This is a genomic window from Caproicibacterium amylolyticum (genome assembly GCF_014467055.1).
Taxonomy (GTDB): Bacteria; Bacillota; Clostridia; order Oscillospirales; family Acutalibacteraceae; genus Caproicibacterium; species Caproicibacterium amylolyticum.
In genome coordinates this window covers 2,350,767-2,371,428 of sequence record NZ_CP060696.1, presented here as the reverse complement: position 1 = coordinate 2,371,428, position 20,662 = coordinate 2,350,767, and the positions used below count along the sequence as shown (strand labels likewise).

Here is a 20,662-nt window from a genome sequence, read left to right as displayed (position 1 = left end):
CTTACCAGAAACGCAGGGCACATCCAACCGACTGTTGGTAGAATCCGCTTTTATGCGGCGGCAGACAAAAAATAAATTGAATTTATCTACCGGATTTGCAAAAGTTTATGGGAAACGGCATTACTGTACAGGCGGTTCATTGGGAAGCAGTACTTGTTCAATGCTGTCAATTCGCAGAATCCGTGTAGTGACATTTCCTTTTTTATCGGTGCAGCGGCACTGAATCCATTCGTCGTCGGCATCCAAAATGGTGCAGTTTAGTTCTGAACTGCCGGAAAAGTCCAGATTTTCATCTGTTTTTAGGGTGCAGTTTTTCCCAATCAGCTGGGAAATGAGTTTTGACATAGCGCTTCCTCCGGATTGTCTGGTCTCTAATTTTTTTACTTTACGCTCCAGCTTTCGGACCCGGCCGGGGTAGCTGATATAGCACAGAAGCAGGAGCAGAGCTATAATACCGAGATATTCCACATTCGAACTCCTTGTTTCGTACAGATTAGTAGGTGTATTCGTCCAGCATTTTCTGCTTGATGTTCCACAGCGGGCGGGAAAGGTCCACATAGTAGCGGTGGGGGTTGTCAAAGCGAAGCACTTCATCCCACAGGGTGCCGACCTCACGTTTGCAGTCCTCCTGCAGTTCTTTAAGCGTTTTTTCCTGTGCAAGGCATTTGCCGTGCTCAAAGATTTTTTCACGCAGCGGAACCGCGCGGAAATTGGTAACGTGCTTGTGCTTCCAGACATGAATCGGGTCGAAAATTTCATAGGGCTTTGTATTGTCAATTAATTCATCATGCAGGGTAACAACATCTGCAATCGCTTTTCCGGATTCGCGGTCATACAGCCGCCACAGCTTTTTGAAACAGGGGGTTGTAATCTTGGAAACATTTTCACTGACTTTGATTTTCGGAATGATGGTACCGTCGGAATTTTCTACGGCGCACAGCTTGTACACACCGCCGAAAACCGGATGGCTGCTGCTGGTAATCAGACGCTCGCCCACGCCAAAGGAATCCACCGGAGCGCCTTGAATCAGCATGTCGCGGATAATATACTCATCCAAAGAGTTGCTTACGCAAATTTTGCAGTCTGGGAAACCGGCGTCGTCCAGCATTTTGCGGGTCTTTTTGGCAAGATAGGTGATGTCGCCGCTGTCAATGCGGATGCCGGCGGGGCGGAAGCCGCGCGGTACGACCTCTTCATTAAACACTTTAATGGCGTTGGGAATGCCGGACTTGAGCACATTGTAGGTATCCACCAGCAGGGTGCAGCTGGAGGGATACTCCCGGGCATAGGCACGGAAAGAGTCCAGCTCGGAGTCAAACAGCTGGACCCAGCTGTGTGCCATGGTGCCCAGTGCCGGTACGCCGAAGTCGCGGTCGCAGATGGTGCAGGCGGTGCCGCAGCAGCCGCCGATGTAAGCGGCACGGGCGCCCAGTGTTGCGCCGTCCGCCCCCTGCGCGCGGCGGGAACCGAACTCCATGACGGGGCGCCCCTGTGCGGCGCGGACTATGCGGTTTGCTTTGGTTGCAATTAGGCTTTGGTGGTTGATGGTCAGCAGAATCATGGTTTCCACAAACTGTGCCTGGATGACCGGGCCGCGTACGGTGAGAATCGGCTCACCCGGGAAAATCGGGGTGCCCTCCGGCACTGCCCAAACGTCACAGACAAAGTGAAAATCAGCAAGATACTGCAAAAACTCCTCGCTGAAAATACCGCAGCCGCGCAGGTAGGCAATGTCTTCCGGTGCAAAGTGCAGCTTTTTCAGGTAGTCGGTCACCTGCTGTACGCCGGCCATGATGGCAAAACCGCCGTTGTCCGGCACTTCACGGAAGAACACGTCAAAGTAGGCGATGCGGTCGCGGAAGCCGTTGGCAAAGTAGCCGTTTGCCATGGTAATTTCATAAAAATCCGTCAGCATGGTCAGGTTCGTTTTTTCCAGAGTGTTGTTCATATTGCACGTCTCCAAGTTTTAAAAAATTCTGTCACTGTATCCCCATGCTGTGACATAGTATGGAAGGGAAACGATGATATTCATATTATAGCAAAAACAGATGCGAATAACAAACCGGTTTCCGGCGGTTTTGCCAGAAATTTACGAACTGAAATGGAAAAGTGTGCCGCAAAAGCTGCAGTCCGGCCTGTGCTTGGCGCGCACACCTGTTCTTTCTATATTTGTATAAAATCTGCACGCTTTATTTCTGATTTTGTTGCAATGGGATAAGAAAACGGTTATACTATAATTACAATTACAAAATATAACTGTTTTGCTGTATGGCGCGAAGGTATCGTTTGCCTTTGCTTGACTGGGCATATTCGAGGGAGCGAGGATGCGCTGCTGCGGTCCGGGCTTATGCCGGCAAACACATTCCACTGTTTCATGTGTCCTGAAATAAGAACCCTTTTCTGCGTGCGGGTGCGGTGCAGCAGCCCCCCGGCGCACCACCGAATCTACTTTTAGGAGATGAATCAAGTTGAGATTACGCAAGCAGGCGCTGGGTACCCGCAACTTAGTCGGTGCCCGCGTAGAAGCCGCCCGAAAAAGTGAGGGCATGAAGCAAAAAGAGCTGCTGGCGCAGCTGCAAGTGCAGGGCATTGACATGAACGCCTCCGGCCTTTCCAAGCTGGAAGGTCAGATTCGTTATGTGACCGACTATGAACTGGTGGCACTTGCAAAGATTTTCAATGTTTCAGTAGATTGGCTGCTGGGACTGGGAGAACACAGCGAAAAGTAATCGGTGTTTTCATGCAGAAGGCAGCGGAATTTTAGGAATATTTTAAGAACATGGGCGCTCCGTTTCTCGAGAAACGGAGCGTTTTTTAATTGGTAATTCAGTATTCGATTCCGCGCCGTGCGGTTACTCCCTTTTCATAGGGGTGGCGGGTGCATTGAACTTCCGAAATGTAATCGGCAAGCGCTAAAAACTCCGGTGCCGGGTCACGGCCGGTCAGTACGGCCTCCAGACCAGCCGGTTTGTTCTTCAGCAGTGCCAGAACCGCGTCTTTTTCAAGCATTCCACAAGAAAGCGCGCCAAAAACCTCATCCAGTACCAGCAAATCGGCTTTTTTCCCGGCATCAGCGGCTTCCTGCAGGCAGGCGGCTTGCTCCGTACGGCAAATTTTGCGTTCTTCGTCCGTCATGGAAAAAACGAATTTTTGAGAAGACATATGCCACAGTACGGTAACCCCAAGAGTTTCCAGAGGCTGCTGCTCACCGCTGGCGCGGCCCTTTAAAAACTGGGCAAACACGACCCGCAGACCGCTGCCGCGGGCTCGTACGCTTAATCCAACCGCAGCGGTGGTTTTTCCTTTTCCGTCACCGATGTAAAGATGAATGAGTCCTTTCTGCATAAAAAAGCCTCCGGATAAATCTGCATTTTTCTTATGATAGTCCGTCTGAAGCCGGAAAGCAAGGATTTTTGCATACACAGCTTGTCCCCTGCGGTACGATGTGCTATACTTTTTCGTGTTCCTGTGCTGAACTGTGGAACTGAAAAGAGGATATGCTGTGCAAATTACATATACGGAAAATGATTTAAATGTGGAAGAATATGAAATGTTGCGGGCGCAGGTGAATTGGAAGCCCTTTACACGGCGGCAGTCCTGCGCGGCGCTGCAAAACAGTATGTACGTGCTGTGCGCAAGGGATGAAACCGGGCATCCGGTTGGTATGGGACGAATTGTTGGCGACGGCGCAACGGTTTGCTATGTGCAGGACTTGATTGTGGTGCCTCAGTGCCGGAGGCTGCACATTGGTGCTGGCCTGATGCAGCGGCTGGAGGCATACGTACATACATTGGTGACAGACGGCGAAACCATGCGGCTGTGCTTAATGTGTGCGCTTGGGCGGGAGTCGTTTTATGAAAGCTGTGGTTTCACCGCACGTCCAACGCCGGAGCTTGGTCCCGGCATGATTCGGTGGCTGCAGGGGGAAAAGAACTAAACGCTTGCCATTTTAATACGCCTGTGCTATAATGCATTGCAATTAGAGTTTAGCGCGCTGTGTGCGTTAAACTCTAATTTTCACGAAGGACCGGCAGAGGAGGAAATAAAACGCAATGAATGTTTTGGTGATTGGGTGCGGCCGGCTGGGGGTGCGCCTTGCAGCCCTGCTGGATGAGCGCGGCCACGAAGTGGCCGTTGTTGATGAGGTGGCCAGCATGCTTGGCCATTTGCCGGAAAGTTTCAGCGGACTGGCAGTTACGGGTATGCCGATGGATATGTCCGTGCTGAAAAGTGCCGGAATCGAAAACTGCGATGCGGTTGCAGTTGTAACACCGGATGATAATTTGAATATTACCATCTCACAGGTAGCACGCGAATTTTTCCATATTGACAATGTGGTGGCGCGTATCAGTGATCCCTCACGCGAAAGTGTATTTGCGGCATTTGGTTTGCACACAGTCTGTCCAACAAAAATGGCTGCCACTTCCATTTACAATGCGATTACAGAACCTTGGGAAAGCCGACAGCTGACCTTTGGCACAGCAACAGTTTCTTTCCGTATCTGGTCGGCAGACCATGCCCATGAAGGACGTTCGCTGGAAGAAGCACCGCACTTCGAAGAAGAAACGGTTTTTGCGGTAGTGCGTGCAAACGGAAGCATGGAATTGGCACAGCCGCATGACTCTCACCAGAAAATCACAGCAGGCGACCATGTGATTCTTGCTGTGGTTACAGATTAAGGGGGCACTGAGATGAATATTGTCATTTTGGGTGGCGGCAAGCTTGGCCGTCAGCTTGCCCGCAATATGCTTGATCGAAAATATACCGTGCACTTGATTGAGAAGAACAAGCTGCGCTGCATGCACCTTGCGAATGAACTGGATATTGAAGTCGTCTGCGGCGATGGTACCGAAATCGAGGTGCTCCGCCGTGCGCAGACAGAACATGCGGACTGTTTTTTGGCGGTGGGCGGCAGCGATCAGGATAATTTAGTTGCCTGTCAGCTTGCAAAAAAGGAATTTGGCGCGCAGAAAGTCATTGCGCGCGCAAATGATCCGCGTAACCTGCCGGTGCTGCGCACACTGGGTACTGAGATTGTGGTGAGCAGTACGGAAATTATTACGAACTTGATCGAGCAGGAAGTGGATATGGCGGAAATGCACATGCTTGCAACCTTAAATAAGGGGCGTGCGGCAATCTGCGCAGTTACCTTGCCGGAAAATACAAAGCTTCAGGGAGTTGCACTAAAAGACTTGGAACTGCCGTCTGGTTCACTGGTAATCTCCGTTGTACGCGGAGATAAAATGGTGGTGCCAAACGGCGATACCGTTTTTCAGCCGGAGGATGAGATTGTTGCAGTCTGCGAGGGAACTTCCCAGAAAAAGCTGCAGTCACTGATGACCGCAACCCACGATTAAACGAAGTGAGACAAAAAAAGCTGCTGCGGATTTTCCAATTCCGCGGCAGCTTTTTTATTGTTTAGCCTACGTTGATTTTGCCCTCTGGCAGGACACTGTCAGAGTGGATATGACCGCGCCGCAGTGAAATGGCCAGACCAAGCGAAATTGGCCCCACACGGCCGATATACATGGTAATAATGATTGCAATGCGGGAGATGTCGGACAAATGCGGTGTGACGCCGGCGGTCAGCCCGACAGTACCGAATGCGCTGGTTGCTTCAAACAACGCGTCAACGCCGTTAATGCGCGGGTCGGCGGTGGTGATGATGCCGGTGACAACAAGTACCAGCAGCATGGCAGTGCTGGTGATTGCTAATGCACGGTAAACGGTGAATTTGTCAATGCGGCGGTGCAGAAAGGTGGTTTCATCTTTTCCGCGCATAACCGACCAGACCGTACACACCAGTACCAGCATGGTTGTGGTTTTGATACCGCCGCCGGTGGAGCCGGGCGCTGCACCGATAAACATGAGTATCACTGTGAAAATCTTTGTAAAATCATGCTCTTTGGCAATATCCACGGAGGCAAAGCCCGCGGTACGTGCGGAAATGGACTGGAACAGCGAAGCGTTCAGTTTGGAACCCAAATCCGGCAGCGTTGCCAGCGTATTGTCATTTTCCAATATAAAGAAAATAATCGTGCCCAGTACAATCAGGAGCAGTGCCATAAAAATGGCAACGCGGGAGTGAAAGTTCAGGCCGTGGCGCTGTACATGGGAAAGGGCCGGCTGCAGTTTTGCATGGTAAATGTCACTGATGACCACAAAACCTAAACCGCCGATTACAATCAGCCCGCCAATGGTCAGGCAGACGAGCGGATCGGAAACAAAAGGAATCATGTTGCCATCCTTCATAATACTGCCGAGAATATCAAATCCAGCGTTGCAGTAAGCGGAAACAGCAAGAAAAATAGAAACCCAAATGCCATGCGTTCCCATCATCGGCAGAAAGCGAATCATCAGCAGCAGCGCACCGATTCCCTCACAGGTAAAGGTAAAGCAGAGAATCATGCGGATAAGTCCGCCAATGTCACTGCTGTCGCCATTGGTGTTTTCTACGGCGAGCTGCAGGTTGCGCAGTCCCAGCTTTTTGCGTAGCAGCAGGCTCATGCCGGTGGTAAAAGTGACCAGACCAAGGCCGCCCAACTGAATCAGTGCCAGTATAATGACCTGCCCCACAGGTGTCCAGTGTGTGTAGGTGTCGAACAGCACCAGCCCGGTCACACAGGTGGCAGATCCGGCGGTAAACAGCGCATCCAAAAAAGTGGTGCTCTGGCCGTCCTTCATGCACAGCGGCAGGGTGAGCAGGCATGCCCCCACAAAAATAATAATGGCAAAGCTGATGACAATCAGACGCACAGGGGGAACTTTGTGCAGCCACATTTTTGTTTTTATCAGCATAAATCTATCATGCCTCCCGAATTTCTTCTATGATAACCAGAACATCTTAGCACAATCTTTAGGGTTCGTACAGGTCTTTTCTATTATTTTTTCCAGCGTTTCATTCGTATGATGCAGTGTTCACGAAATGTCTATAATATTTTTAAAAATAATGTGATATTTTGTGCTATCATAATATATAAGCTGGATTGTACCCGAAAATGGGTGGCTGCGGCAGCAGAGTTGCATATTCCAGCAAATAACTTTATAATTTTGGAGGGTCTTATTATGGCAGACATTGAAAAAATGGTAGAAAAAAAGCACTGGGACAAGCTGCAGAAAAAATATTTGAACGGCAAAACCGAGGAACGGCTGGAGCTGGCAAAAGCCTGCGGCAGTGTTTCTGCTGACGAAACAGTCAATATGCTGGTTGCACTGATGCAGGACAGTGACGCAGAGGTACAGCTGGCTGCGGTTGCTTCCTTGGGCAAGGTGGCAGATGATCACACAACTGCAAAGCTGCAGCTGCTGCTTCGCCAGACCCCCAAAGAGAATACCCGCCTGACACAAGCGATTGAAACATCGATTCGTCAGGTGCGTGACCGTACATAAAGCAAATGATTTTTCGGCCGCGCAGCAAAGGCGCGGTCTTTTTGTGTACCCCCGCTGTATAATTTGTATAAAAGTCATAGAGGAGGTGGCCTGTTGTCCAGCATCACCAAGCTCGCACTTGCCGATTCGCTGAAAAAATTGATGCAGCATCGGCCTTTGGACAAAATCACCGTGAAAGACTTGGTAGAGGACTGCGGCGTAAACCGGCAGACCTTTTACTACCATTTCCGCGATATTTATGACCTGCTTGGCTGGATTTTTCAAACGGAGGCCTACGACGCCATAACGGACTGCCAAAATTACGATACTTGGCAGAAGGGCGTTTTGAAAGTCCTGCAGTATGTGAAGGACAACAGCGGCTTCTGCTTGAATGCTTTTCGTTCCATGGGGCGTGAACAGCTGGAATTTTTCCTGAACAATGTGACTTTTGCGCTGATTTCCAGTGTTATGGAGGAACTTTCTCAGGGGGTCCGTATTCGGGAAGAGGACAAAAATTTTATTGACCGCTTTTTTACGTTTGCAATCACCGGTATGCTGACAGACTGGATGCGCTCCGGCATGAAAACACCGCCGGAAGCGCTGGTTCAGGAGCTGAGCACCCTGATGGAGGGGCAGCTGATCATGGCAATTAAACGGTACAAATATTGAGCAGCAGCCGTTTGGCGGAGAACCTTTTCGTGCGCGGCTGCTGCTTTTTTTGCGGTGCATTGCGGCTGTGGTGCATATGGGTTATAATAGAATGGTTAGAGAACGAATTTTGCCGTGCATGGTTGTGCGGCTTTTAGGAGAACAGAATGGACAGACGACGCTTTTTACCGGTTTCCAAAGAAGATATGCAGGCATGCGGGCTGAAAGAGATGGACTTTGTGCTGATAACAGGGGATGCTTATGTTGACCACCCGTCCTTTGGCACCGCACTGATTTCGCGCTGGATCGAGCACCTGGGGTACACAGTGGGCATCATTTCACAGCCGGACTGGCACAACACAGATGATTTTATGCGGCTGGGACGGCCAAAGTATGGATTCATGGTGAATTCCGGCAATATTGATTCCATGGTGGCACACTACACAGTTGCAAAACGCCACCGCACTGTGGACGCATACTCGCCGGGCGGCAAGATGGGCTTGCGCCCGGACCGTGCTGTGATTGTTTACTGTAACCGCATTCGGGAAGCCTATGGCAGCATTCCAATCGTGATTGGAGGACTGGAAGCCTCCCTGCGGCGGTTTGCACATTATGACTACTGGAGCGATTCGGTGCGCAACTCGGTGCTGGTGGACAGCGGTGCGGATATTCTGTCCTATGGCATGGGGGAGCTGCAGACGACCGCACTCTGCGAGGCACTGGCGGCAGGAATTCCGGCGCAGCAGATTTCGGACATTCCGGGCACCTGTGTCATTCGCTCTGTTTTACCGGACGGCTCCTTTGTGGAGTGTCCTTCTATGGAGGAAGTTAAGGGGGACAAACGTGCCTATGCACAGGCGAGCAAAATTGAAGATGAGGAACAGGACCCAATTCGCGGACGCACGATTGTGCAGCCATTTGGGCAGAAATTTTTGATTCAGTATCCGCCGATGCGCCCACTGACCACCGAGGAGTTTGACGAGGTGTACGAGCTTCCCTTTGCGCGGATGTGGCACCCGGACTACGACAAAAGCGGCGGTGTTCCAGGCTTTTCAGAGGTAGAATTTTCCATTACCAGTTGCCGCGGATGTTTTGGCGGTTGTCATTTTTGTTCGTTGGCGTTTCATCAGGGCCGTATGATTACGGCACGAAGCCATGAATCTATTTTAAAAGAGGCGCGCAGCTTTTTAAAAAATCCACGTTTTAAAGGTTATATCCATGACGTTGGCGGGCCGAGTGCCAATTTCCGCCACACTTCCTGCCGGCAGCAGTTGCAGCGGGGTTTGTGCAAAAACAGGCTGTGCCTTGCGCCGACGCCGTGCAAAAATCTGGATACCAGCCATGAGGATTACCGGGAACTGCTCGAAGAAGTGCGTCAGATTCCGGGTATTAAAAAGGTGTTTATCCGCAGCGGTATCCGCTATGATTACCTAATGGCTTCCGGTGACAAGCAGTTTCTCAGCGACCTTGTGCGCTATCACGTCAGCGGACAACTGAAGGTTGCGCCGGAGCACTGTGCGGACTGTACGCTGGATTATATGGGCAAACCGCACTTTGAAGTGTACCAGCGTTTTCAGGATAAATTTATGAAGATGAATCAGAAGTATGGCATGAAGCAGTATCTGGTGCCGTACCTGATGTCGTCGCACCCGGGCTGTACGCTGCAGGATGCAGTCAAATTGGCGCAGTACCTGAAAAAGACAGGCCATGACCCGGAACAGGTACAGGATTTTTACCCTACACCTGGCACGGTTTCTACCTGTATGTTTTACACGGGGCTGGACCCGCGTACTATGAAGCCGGTGTATGTGCCACGCACCACCAAAGAAAAAAGTGAGCAGCGTGCACTGCTGCAGTTCCGCAATCCGCGCAACAAGCCACTCGTCATTGCGGCGCTGAAGGCAGCAGGCCGAGAAGACCTGATTGGCTGGGGAAAAGAATGCTTAGTGACGCCGATGAACGGCAGAAAGCCGGAAGCGCATCCGGCAGGCCGGGCTGACTCTGGGCACGGACACGGCAGCACAGGCAAAAAACAGAACGCACACGGGCAGCATCCGATTCGCGGGCGGCAGGCAAAATCCTCAAAAACAAAATACGGTAGACGCCCATAAAACGATAACAGCAAAAGCCCCCGTCATTTTCAGACGGGGGCTTTTGCTGTATGCGCTAAATATCAAAAACTTATTATCATAAAAAGTTAGGTCAGTTCCACCTGACAGCGGAAAGGAAGCGCGGGCAGACCAACGCTGTTATAAAGCGCAACAGTGGCAAAGTCTGCTTCCGCAAACTCAACAGTAATACAGCCGTGCATGGTTTCTCCGAGGGTTAGGAAAACGCAGTCATTCTGTGCAGTGGCGTTTTGAATCGGGATTTCCCGTCCGTTTTGGAGAACACGGAAATGTTCCAGATGATAGGCGCGTACCCATAGACCGCCGCCCGCGTTTGCGAAGTGCAGGCAGATTTTGTTGTCCACTTCCTCTGCGTGGTCCAGTGCAGGGGATTCGCACAGCAGCGGTTCACCGTAAATCTTGCCGCGTGCCAGCAGCGCCAAACGTTCGCCAACCGGGCGTTTGCGTTTCGGATGAATATCATCATGCATCCCAAAATCCATGATGGAAATCATGTAAGCATCGGGCACCGTTTTGGAGACCAGCTCCTGCTTTTCACGGATTACCGGGAAAGCAGCACCTTTGCAGTCCATCCAATGGCAGAAAGATGGAAGCTGCACAAACAGGAACGGCAGGTTCTGCTGCCAGTTTTTGCGCCAGCAGCGGATGAGAGAGGAGAACAGCTGGTCATAAATTTCCGGATGAATATCGTCGGATTCCCCCTGATACCACAGGACACCTTTCACGGCAAATGGAATCAGCTTTTCCACCATATTGTGGTAAAGTCCGCCGGGGCGGTTCTGATGCATGGGTCCCATGAGCAGCGGCGGCCCTTCTGGAACATCAATATCCCACGGCGTGGTCTTGAAAATCTGCTGTTCTTCCCATGTCAAACCGTAAGAAACCTTTGTCCAGCCGATATTCCAGATCTGCTCGATTTCCATGGCGCGCATGCAGTCATCATGGTAGGTTTCGGGATTGATTTTTTTGCAGGCATCTTCGTACTCCTTGAGGTAAACCGGCAGGTCACCAGATTCAAGGTAACTCTCATCCAGCCAAGTGGAAGCAGTGGTTCCACCCCAGTTGCAGCCGATAATGCCAATCGGAACGCCGATTTCCGGCTGAAGTGCACGTGCAAACCAGTAGCCTACTGCTGAAAACACAGCAAATTCCGGGTCGCCATCGTGGAACCAGTGACCGGCAGCGCTGTCGTGATTGACTTCGTCCGCACAGCGGGTATGGGGCTGGTTGTAAAAATGAATGTCCGGAAGCGGCCGGTACATTTTCGCAAGCGGAAAATCGTAATCGTAACGCAGGAAAAACTGCATATTCGACTGGCCGGCAGCTACCCACACGTCACCAACTGCAATCTCGTGGCAGCAAAGGACTTCGCCGCTGTCACTGCGTGCGGTCAGGGTCAGACCTTTTCCGGCAGACTGCGGCGGCAGGTTGGCACGCCATGTGCTGCCGGTTACGGCAGCCTCCGTTTTTGTGCCGTTAAGTTCAATGGCAATACGGCTTCCTTCGGTGCAGGTGCCCCACACGGGAATTTCCCGGTTGCGCTGCAGGACAGCACCGTCCGTAAAAACCGCAGCAAATTTGAATTGGCTCATCATATTTTCACCTTCCAACTGCGCTATTATAAGCACAGCGTAAAGGGAAAGCAAGCATTCTGACAAGATTCATACGAAATTGCAACGAAAACCGAAATTGCAATGGATTGGTTTATGCATGCAACTGCCGCTCAGTGCTGATTTAGCCGACGGTAATCAGTGGGGCTGATGCCCTCCAGCGACTTGAAAACGCGGAAGAAAGTGCTGTGGGTGTTAAAACCAACGGCCTGCCCCACCTCTGTTACCGTCTGTTTGGTAGTAGTCAGCAGCTTTTTTGCAACGTCCATGCGCACACGGTTCAGATAATCGTGGAAATTGACGTGAACGCTTTCTTTAAAGGCTTTGGAAAGGTATTTGTCTGTAACGCCGAATTTCTCTGCTACATATTCCAGATACAAATCCTCCTGATAATGCGTGTCAATGTAATCTGTAACATCTTTAATGGAGAACTGACGGCGGGGCGCGGCTTTTTGCGCGGTGCGGTCAATCAGTTCATGTAAAAACGTGTTTACAGTATCGGCATCTGCAGAATCAAAGTCATTGGAAATATCATGAAAGCTGTCATTCCAGGGCATCAGATTTCCACTGGCCTTGACTGCCCGGCAAATGCAGGCAAAAATATACTGACGCAGTTTTACCGCTTCACTGTGCGGCAGATGTTTGGCGGCATTCTGCTCTACAATACTATTCAGCACTGCGTGCGCATCCGCATAGCTGCCCTGTAGGATGGAATAATACAACTGGTTGTCCTGCGCGGTTGTAAAGGTGTAATAGACACGGTCAGTGCTGCCGCTGTAGATTTGGATACATTGCTCAGCGGGACCTGCGTCCGGCACAGAGTCCATTGCGGCACGTGCTTCCCGGTAAGCCAGATGCAGCATAGGCAGCTCCACGCAGCTGCGGCTGATACCGGCGGAAAAGCGAATGAGAGAGGCATCGTATTTAAAGAAATCGAGTACCGTTGAAAGTTCTGATATCAATTCCTCTGCTTTAAATTGTTCCGGAATATTCAGCACAATGGCAATCTGGTTTTTCTGCAGGTTGATTACATGGCAGACATAGCCTTTGCTCAGCTGAACTTTCAGTACCTGCAGCAGGAACTTGATGACTTTGTGCCGGTCTTCATCTGTAAAAGATGTCCAGAAAGAAGGACTGAACTGTGCCTGTACAGTGGCAACACAGAAATGTGCATGCGGTAGGCTGTCCACGCTGCTGCTGTAAGGCAGCGACTGTGCTGCCGCATCCGGATTGGTCATTAGGCTAAGCAAATGCTGTTCGGAAAGGATAGGAACAAGTGCAGAAATATCCTTCTGCATATCGCCAACCCGATTTGCCAGAAAATCAACGATATTGGAGTCATTTGCGCCGGTCTCCGTGCCTTTGTGTGCAATGCTGCCCACCAGTGTCTGCATGGGGTTTAAAATATACCGGCGGAAAACGAAAATCAGCATGGCAAATGTAGCGGCAGTCATACAGATAATAATCAGGAAAAACAGATTCGTAGTCTGCATGGGCTTGTAAAAAGAAGACTTCGGCACCGCCGAAATGAAATGGTACTTTGCATAAGAGAAGCTGGAAACACCGGTAGAAAACACATAAGAGTTATTATGCACGTTGATCTGTTCGGATTTGTCAGAATCCGAGGCAAGCAGATGCTGTTTCACTTTCGGGTCAGCCAGCATTTCCTGTGCTTTCGTGTGGTCTGTGGAAGCAATGATGCTGCCGCTTTTGTCAGTGACGATTATGACTTCATCGTCGTATTCGCGGAAATTCTGCAGGGCGTTGTCAAGTGTATCCTGATTCAAACAAACAACAAACAGGTTGTTGCTCTTGGATTCAGTCAGTGCGGCTGTTACAACCGGAATTACACGGTGACGGGTAATAGTTGTAGAGTCCGCAGAAGTTATCTTTGCAATTACAGTTGGCGGCAGCAGCGAAAACCCGTAAGATGCACTGTCAAAACCGGCCCAATAGTTTCCTTTATAAGTAGTGAATACGTAGCTGCGATTAAAGAAGATGCTTTCATTCGTCAGCCCGTCACTGCTGAGAACGGTTTTTTGACCGCGCAGATACAAAAAAGAGTTGTCCACCATGTCCAAGGTCGCATTGTAGTTCAGCAGAGTCTTGGCAGCAGTGTATATGGTGGTGGTGTCTTCTTTCGTTGTAACGTTGTAAAAGAGGTCATAAAATCCCTGCGAGCTGATTAACAGTCGGGAATTGACCTGTACTTTTTTTACAGTGCTATTTAAAAATGTACTGACTGAAGACATGCGGTCCTGCGCCGTTTGCTGCAGGTTCGCGCGGGTGCGGTAGGAATAATTACAGTAGTATATTACGGAAAGTGAAACAAGAATTGCAAGGGGAAGGAGAAGGCACAGAAAAAAATACTTGTATGGTCGGTAGCTGGAAATGGTACGGCGGAGTTTTTGCCAATCTTCCCGAATCCTTGAAAAACGCATTGTAATCCTCCCGAAAGTGCATACAAGATTGCAGCAGGCAAACCCTACATTGCATTTACGCATTAAACTATATCAATAAAGTCTAAACCAAATGGGAAACTTTTGTAATATGTATATAAGAATTATAAAGTACCAGCGCAAGAAAGTCAATCACCACTTTCTGTGCGAGAAATGCCATCCGGTGGAAAATCGCAATCAATATGTTCTGCTGAGTGCTGCAGAAAATGCAATGTCAGCAAAAATTGGTCTGCTGTGAAAAAGGAATTTTGCAATGTTTGAAGAAACTGTGACTAGATTTTGAACAAACGGGATGTTATGCTGAAACTGCAAAAGCGAGATACGGCAGATGAGCCGATTCGCACAGACACAAACGCAAATACATTATAAAGCAGGCGTCCGCAGCACTTCACAGCAAAGCGGCGCCGCTGATGGGAGGAAACTTAGCATGACACAGTCAGTTACCGCCGCGCGCAAAAGCGGACCGGGCAGAAAAGTAAAACTGCTGCGCATTAAAAGAGACTGGCAGCTTTACACTTTTTTGATTTTGCCGGTCATCTATTTCTTAATCTTTAAATATCTGCCAATGGCGGGCAACATCATTGCCTTCAGAAAGTATCAGCCGGGCAAGTCGATGTTCGGTGTAAAATGGGTAGGATTAAAGTACTTCCAGATGTTCATCCAGGACTCCAACTTCTGGCACATCTTTGCAAACACGATTGTTCTTTCCTTGGAAACACTGGTTTTTACATTCCCAATGCCAATTATTCTGGCGCTGCTGCTGAATGAGCTGCGCGGGAAAAAGTTCAAAAAATTCGTGCAGACAGCTTCCTATCTGCCGCACTTCATTTCCATAGTTATGCTGGTCGGTTTGATTTTTGAGTTTACCACAGCAAGCGGCCCGCTCAACCACATTGTTAAGTCCTTTGGCGGTTCACCGATTTCTTTCATGCAGGAGCCAAAATACTTCCACAGTGTTTACATTATATCGCGTGTGTGGCAGGAAACCGGTTGGGGAACCATCATGTATCTGTCAGCACTGACAGCGGTCAGCCCGGATTTGTATGAAGCAGCGAGGATTGACGGCGCAAATCGCTGGCAGCAAACACTGCACGTAACACTGCCGGGCATTCGGCCAACGATTGTTACACTGCTGATTCTGAACGTCGGCGGTATGCTGGGTATCGGTTATGAGCAGATCATCCTGATGTACAACCCTGCAACATACGAAACAGCAGATGTTATTTCCTCTTACGTTTACCGTATTGGCCTGATGCAGAACAGCTACAGCTATGCTGCCGCAATCGGTCTGTTTGAGTCCATTATCGGTTTGATTCTGGTTACAACAGCAAACTATGTATCACGCAAAGTCGCGGATACCAGTCTTTGGTAAAGGAGTGAGTGTTATGAGTTCAAAAGCAGCTGAAACGAAAGCGTGCTCCGGCATGAAGCCAACCAAGGCGTACCGTGCATTTCAGGTCGTCAATGTGATAATTTTGCTGATTGTAGTAGCAATCACACTTTATCCGGTGCTGTACCTGGTGGCGCAGTCTTTTAGTTCACAAAAATACATTTATGCCGGTGAAGTAGGCATCATCCCGAAAGGCTTCAATGTAGATACTTACAAAACAGTTATGTCTGATAGTCAGTTTTGGACAGGCTATAAGAATACGATTTTATACACGGTAGTCGGCACGGCAATCAATATTTTCATGACCATGATGTTTGCTTATCCGCTGTCAAAGAAAAAATTGATTGGTCATAAGTTCTTTACCCAATTTGCCGTAATCACCATGTACTTTTCCGGTGGACTGATTCCGAACTATTTGCTGGTAAATTCCATGCACATGAAGAATTCCATCTGGGCAATCGTAATTCCCGGTGCTATCAGCACTTTCAACCTGATGATTATGAAAACTTCTTTTGAGCAGATGCCAAAAGAATTGGAAGAAGCCGCCGCAGTTGACGGACTGAACACTTACGGAATTTTCTTCCGCATTGTGGTTCCGCTTTCCAGCGCAATCATTGCAACCATGGTTCTGTTCTATGCGGTTGGTAACTGGAACAGTTGGTTTGGCCCGATGCTTTATTTGGATGACAAGCAGCTGCAGCCTGTTACCCTGTATCTGCGTAATTTGATTGCCAGCGCGTCCGCTGTTACCAATGCAGATGCCGGCAGTGATATGCAGCAGATATCTTCCAATATTAAGTCAACAACGATGGTGCTGACCGTTTTGCCGATTGTGTGCGTATACCCGTTTGTGCAGAAGTATTTTGTTACAGGTGTTATGTTAGGTGCGGTCAAAGAGTAAACAACAAAGCTGTAAAGCGGGTCCCTAATTTTGAAGCAATCCGCTTTCTATAAATTCCTTAAGGAGGAGTTCAAGTCATGAGAAAAGGTACAAAACGCGTTGTCAGTGCTGCTTTGGCAGCAGTTCTGGCAGCAGGCACAATGGCTGGCTGCGGCAACAGCAGCTCCAGCAGCGCGGCTGCTTCCAATTCCGCTGCGTCCACATCTTCTACAGCAGCAAAGGCACAGGGAAAGTTTTGGGTCGATGAACCGCTGACAGTTACCATGCTGTACAATGACAACACCGCATACCCAATGAAAAATGACTGGCTGCTTTGGAAAGCAATCAAGGAAAAGACAAACGTTACGATTAAGTACCAGAGCGTTCCAATGAGCGACTACAACACCAAGCGCAGCCTGCTCATCAGCTCCGGTGATGCACCGCAGGTCATCCCTAAGACGTATCCCGGCCAGGAAGTACAGTATATTTCTTCCGGTACGATTCTGCCTGTCAGCGATTACATTGACAAAATGCCAAACTACAAGGCTAAGGTTGAAAAGTGGAATATGTCTGCAGAACTGAAGAGCCTGCTGCAGAAAGACGGCAAGTATTACCTGCTGCCCGGCCTGCACGAAAAGGCAAAGATTGACTATTCCTACCTGATTCGTACAGACATCCTCAAACAGCTGAACCTGTCTGTACCGACCACTTATGATGAGTTCTACAATGTTTTGAAGGCGATTAAGGCGAAATACCCGAATTCCTATCCATTCTCTGATCGCTTCAAGGGTGACAGCACTTTGAGCCTGGTTTCCGATGCCTTCAACGTAAAAGCCGGCTGGGGAAATGGCGGCGGCGGCGGTAATTACTGCGGCTTTGACCAGAGTGCAAAGCAGTGGAAATATCTGCCCACAACAAATGAGTACAAGGACTTCCTGACCTACATGCGTAAGTTGGTTGCAGAAGGTCTGATGGACCCGGAAAGCTTCTCTCAAACAGATGACCAGGCAACTGCGAAGTTTACTACTGGCAAGAGCTTTGTAATCAACACAAACACACAGTTCACACAGACCCTTACGCAGGATATGACCAAAACCCTGGGTAAAGATAAGTTTAGTATGGAACAGATTACCCCGCCGACAGGCAAGGCCGGTGCAAAAGTGACCGGCAACCGTCTTGAAAATGGTATTATGCTCAACGCTTCTATTGCAGATGATGCACGCTGCGATGACATCCTCGGATTCATCGACTGGCTCTGGTACAGCGACGAAGGTCAGACCCTGACCAAGTGGGGCGTTGAGGGCACAACTTACACCGAATCCAATGGCGTAAAGACCCTGAAGTCTGACATCACCTTCAACGGTATCAACCCGACTGCAACCAAGGATCTGCGCAAAGATTACGGCTTCTCCGGCGGCGTGTTCTCTTACGGCGGTTCTGAAGACCTCAAGCAGAGCCTGATGAATGACATGGAGAAGAACTACTTTAAGACAAACAACGAGAAATTCACGCTGAAAGATGCAGAACCGCCTATCCTGTTTGACGATGACCAGCGTGAACAGGCAAACAGCATCATCACTCCTTTGACCGACTATGTGGATTCCATGACGCAGAAGTTCATTCTCGGCACAGCCGACCTGAACAAGGATTGGGATACATTTAAGAGTGAGTGTGAAAAGAAGGGCAGCACAAAGCTGGTTGAACTGTTCAACAAGATTTATGCTGACACCAAGGACACAATTAACAAAAAGTAAGTTCCCTTTTCATAGTATTAACCTCTCAAAACAGCAAGGGCTGCCAATCGGCAGCTGATGCAAAGCGGAAGGCATGGCATTGCGCCGCGCCTTCCGTTTTTTTGGATAAAGCGCTTGTCAGCAGGCCTTTTTGGGGCGCAGAACAGCATCCTATAGCATGATGACAGAAAATTCTATTGAATCACCGGAAAAAGTGTGTAATTTAATAGGTGTACAGTTTTTACGACGGGGTGTAAGATAAGGACTGCCTTTTTCAGGAAACGTGCACACTTTTTCACAGAAACTAAAAGGAGCAAATAACATGAAGCAGTCTTATGCACTTTACGATACGTGGCTGCAGCGTGGCTACACGCTGTCGGAATCCATGAAAACGGTACTTTCACAGGCAGTTCTGCTGTCAGAAGACCAACAGCTGGAGTTCTGTATGAAGGAATACATCCGCGGGGTACGCCGAATGTTTGGTGCGGAAGTACAGCAGGTTCCGAAAGAGCAGGCTGGGGTGCTGCTGGGAACGCTGGAGCAAGCAGCAAAATGCCTGCCGCAGGACGGCAAAACACCGGGTGCGGAAGGCTTTCGAATCTATGAAAACGGCGGGCATATTGCCGTTGTCGGTGCTGACCGCAGTGGCTTGCTGTACGGTATTTACCGGCTGCTGATGCTGCTGGCACAGGGAAAGCTTCCGGAAAATGCAGATATTTGCGAAACACCGGCAGTCCAGGTGCGTGCACTGAACCATTGGGACAACATGAGCGGTCAGATTGAACGCGGCTATGCCGGAGAATCCATCTTCTTTAAAGACGAGGATTTCTGCTTTGAGGAACAGCGCGTTGTGGACTATGCGCGCATGCTGGCAAGTGTCGGCATCAATACGCTGACAATCAACAATGTCAATGTACACCAGACGGAAACATTCCTGATTTCGGAGCGCTTCCTGCCAAAGCTTGCACGCATTGCAGATTTGTTCCGACCGTTTGGTATCCGCCTGCTGGTCAGCATCAATTTCGCAAGCCCAATGCGGATAGGGGGTCTTGCAACCTCCGACCCGCTGGATGAAGGCGTACAGCACTGGTGGGAGCGCCAGACAGAGTTGATTTACCGCTGGATTCCGGATTTGTGCGGCTTTCTGGTAAAGGCTGATTCTGAACATGAGCCGGGGCCGTATCAGTACGGACGCAACCACGCGGACGGTGCGAATATGCTGGCACGGGCGCTCAAACCTTATGGCGGTATCGTGATGTGGCGCTGTTTTGTTTATGACTGTGCACAGGACTGGCGCAATCAGAAGATTGACCGCCCGCGTGCGGCATACGACAATTTTGTTCCGCTGGACGGACAGTTTGCAGATAACGTGATTTTGCAGGTGAAAAACGGCCCCTATGATTTTCAGGTGCGGGAGCCGGTCACACCGCTGTTTGGCGCGATGAAGCAGACGCATTTGGCGCTGGAAGTACAGGTGACGCAGGAATACACCGGCCAACAGCGCGACTTGTGTTCGCTGCTGCCGCTTTGGCAGGATGTGCTTCAGTTTGACACCAAACGCCCCGGCACCGTTGCAGATATGTTCGGCAGTCAGATTACTGCAATGGCCGGTGTGGCAAATATCGGCAAGAGCGAATGCTGGACAGGCCATCCGCTGGCGCAGGTGAACCTGTACGGCTTTGGCCGTCTGAGCTGGAATCCTGCGCTGACACCGGAAGAAATCACAGATGAATATGTGAAACTTGCTTTTGGCAGCGACCCGGAAGTGACCGGAAAGATTGCGGATATTCTGCAGCGCTCCTATCCTGCCTATGAGGATTATACTTCACCGCTGGGGCTTTGCTGGATGGTTAATCCTGGCTATCACTACGGCCCGAATGTGGAAGGTTATGAATACACCCGCTGGGGCACTTATCTGCGTGCAACCTGCAGGGAAGTCGGCATTGACCGAACTGCGGCCGGCACCGGCTACACCACGCAGTATGCGCCGGAAAATGACACATTGTTTTCCAATACAGATACTTGCCCGGAAAAGCTGCTGCTGTTTTTCCATCGCCTGCCGTATTCCTATAAGCTGCATGACGGCCGCACGATTCTCCAGTATATTTATGATACCCGTTTCCACGGAGAAGAAGAAGCGGAAGCAATGGCAGCAGAATGGGATACCTTGAAAGATAAAATCGCACCGAGTTTGTATGAAGCGGTTGCAGAACGTTTTGGAATGCAGCTGGAAAATGCGCGCGAGTGGCGCGATGTAGTAAATACCTATTTTTATCGGCATACTGGTATTGCAGACGAAAAAGGGCGCAAAATTTACAAGTAAGCGAGTGCCCGTACAGTAAAAGTTTCGCCCGCCTTTTCAAAGGCGGCAGGTGTGGGCGAAACCCACGGCCTTGTTCCTTGACCGTAAGCCCTTTGCTATAGAAAAGGGATACGCATCAGTGT

17 protein-coding genes are annotated in these 20,662 nt (G+C 49.8%); 11 read left to right on the top strand and 6 right to left on the bottom strand.

The window, feature by feature from the left end:
* Positions 1-120: 120 nt before the first annotated feature.
* A complete protein-coding gene (locus H6X83_RS14600) occupies positions 121-345 on the bottom strand; it encodes a hypothetical protein (protein ID WP_246419207.1) in 225 nt (74 codons plus the stop codon).
* Between the two features lie 148 nt (positions 346-493).
* Positions 494-1,948 carry a nicotinate phosphoribosyltransferase gene (locus H6X83_RS11255; protein ID WP_212506574.1) on the bottom strand — a complete coding sequence of 485 codons (1,455 nt, stop codon included), beginning with the start codon at positions 1,946-1,948 and terminating at the stop codon, positions 494-496.
* Positions 1,949-2,468: 520 nt separating this feature from the next.
* Between H6X83_RS11255 and H6X83_RS11250 the strand changes: the two genes are divergently transcribed.
* Complete coding sequence (locus H6X83_RS11250) at positions 2,469-2,729, top strand: helix-turn-helix domain-containing protein (protein WP_212506573.1); 261 nt, start codon at positions 2,469-2,471, stop codon at positions 2,727-2,729.
* Between the two features lie 97 nt (positions 2,730-2,826).
* Here H6X83_RS11250 and H6X83_RS11245 read toward each other — a convergent pair whose 3' ends face one another.
* Positions 2,827-3,345, bottom strand: a complete 519-nt coding sequence (locus H6X83_RS11245; protein ID WP_212506572.1) for a cob(I)yrinic acid a,c-diamide adenosyltransferase — start codon at positions 3,343-3,345, stop codon at positions 2,827-2,829.
* Positions 3,346-3,502: 157 nt separating this feature from the next.
* On the opposite strand from H6X83_RS11245, the gene H6X83_RS11240 reads away from it, so the two are divergent.
* From H6X83_RS11240 to H6X83_RS11230, 3 genes are all read left to right on the top strand, one after another.
* Positions 3,503-3,937, top strand: a complete 435-nt coding sequence (locus tag H6X83_RS11240; protein WP_246419206.1) for a GNAT family N-acetyltransferase — start codon at positions 3,503-3,505, stop codon at positions 3,935-3,937.
* Between the two features lie 115 nt (positions 3,938-4,052).
* On the top strand, positions 4,053-4,679 hold the full coding sequence (locus H6X83_RS11235; protein WP_212506571.1) for a potassium channel family protein: 627 nt from the start codon (positions 4,053-4,055) through the stop codon (positions 4,677-4,679).
* A gap of 12 nt (positions 4,680-4,691) precedes the next feature.
* Entirely contained in the window at positions 4,692-5,357 is a 666-nt protein-coding gene (locus H6X83_RS11230; protein ID WP_212506570.1) for a potassium channel family protein, read from the top strand.
* 61 nt (positions 5,358-5,418) lie between these two features.
* Here H6X83_RS11230 and H6X83_RS11225 read toward each other — a convergent pair whose 3' ends face one another.
* Positions 5,419-6,798, bottom strand: a complete 1,380-nt coding sequence (locus H6X83_RS11225) for a TrkH family potassium uptake protein (RefSeq protein WP_212506569.1) — start codon at positions 6,796-6,798, stop codon at positions 5,419-5,421.
* A 267-nt stretch (positions 6,799-7,065) separates the two neighbouring features.
* Here H6X83_RS11225 and H6X83_RS11220 point away from each other — a divergent pair, with 267 nt between their 5' ends.
* From H6X83_RS11220 to H6X83_RS11210, 3 genes are all read left to right on the top strand, one after another.
* Positions 7,066-7,389: a HEAT repeat domain-containing protein gene (locus H6X83_RS11220; RefSeq protein WP_212506568.1), complete on the top strand. Its 324-nt coding sequence runs from the start codon at positions 7,066-7,068 to the stop codon at positions 7,387-7,389.
* A gap of 93 nt (positions 7,390-7,482) precedes the next feature.
* Entirely contained in the window at positions 7,483-8,037 is a 555-nt protein-coding gene (locus H6X83_RS11215; RefSeq protein WP_212506567.1) for a TetR/AcrR family transcriptional regulator C-terminal domain-containing protein, read from the top strand.
* A gap of 146 nt (positions 8,038-8,183) precedes the next feature.
* Entirely contained in the window at positions 8,184-10,127 is a 1,944-nt protein-coding gene (locus H6X83_RS11210) for a YgiQ family radical SAM protein (RefSeq protein ID WP_212506566.1), read from the top strand.
* Positions 10,128-10,213: 86 nt separating this feature from the next.
* On the opposite strand, the gene H6X83_RS11205 is transcribed toward H6X83_RS11210, so the two are convergent.
* Together H6X83_RS11205 and H6X83_RS11200 are read right to left on the bottom strand one after the other, a co-directional pair.
* Positions 10,214-11,740, bottom strand: a complete 1,527-nt coding sequence (locus H6X83_RS11205; RefSeq protein WP_212506565.1) for a sialate O-acetylesterase — start codon at positions 11,738-11,740, stop codon at positions 10,214-10,216.
* A gap of 128 nt (positions 11,741-11,868) precedes the next feature.
* Positions 11,869-14,196 (bottom strand): helix-turn-helix domain-containing protein, encoded by a 2,328-nt coding sequence (locus tag H6X83_RS11200; RefSeq protein WP_212506564.1) that lies wholly within the window; start codon positions 14,194-14,196, stop codon positions 11,869-11,871.
* A gap of 445 nt (positions 14,197-14,641) precedes the next feature.
* On the opposite strand from H6X83_RS11200, the gene H6X83_RS11195 reads away from it, so the two are divergent.
* From H6X83_RS11195 to H6X83_RS11180, 4 genes are all read left to right on the top strand, one after another.
* Entirely contained in the window at positions 14,642-15,586 is a 945-nt protein-coding gene (locus tag H6X83_RS11195; RefSeq protein WP_212506563.1) for an ABC transporter permease, read from the top strand.
* Between the two features lie 13 nt (positions 15,587-15,599).
* Positions 15,600-16,505 carry a carbohydrate ABC transporter permease gene (locus tag H6X83_RS11190; RefSeq protein WP_212506562.1) on the top strand — a complete coding sequence of 302 codons (906 nt, stop codon included), beginning with the start codon at positions 15,600-15,602 and terminating at the stop codon, positions 16,503-16,505.
* A gap of 77 nt (positions 16,506-16,582) precedes the next feature.
* On the top strand, positions 16,583-18,238 hold the full coding sequence (locus H6X83_RS11185) for an ABC transporter substrate-binding protein (protein ID WP_212506561.1): 1,656 nt from the start codon (positions 16,583-16,585) through the stop codon (positions 18,236-18,238).
* A gap of 301 nt (positions 18,239-18,539) precedes the next feature.
* A complete protein-coding gene (locus H6X83_RS11180) occupies positions 18,540-20,540 on the top strand; it encodes an alpha-glucuronidase family glycosyl hydrolase (protein ID WP_212506560.1) in 2,001 nt (666 codons plus the stop codon).
* Positions 20,541-20,662: the final 122 nt, after the last annotated feature.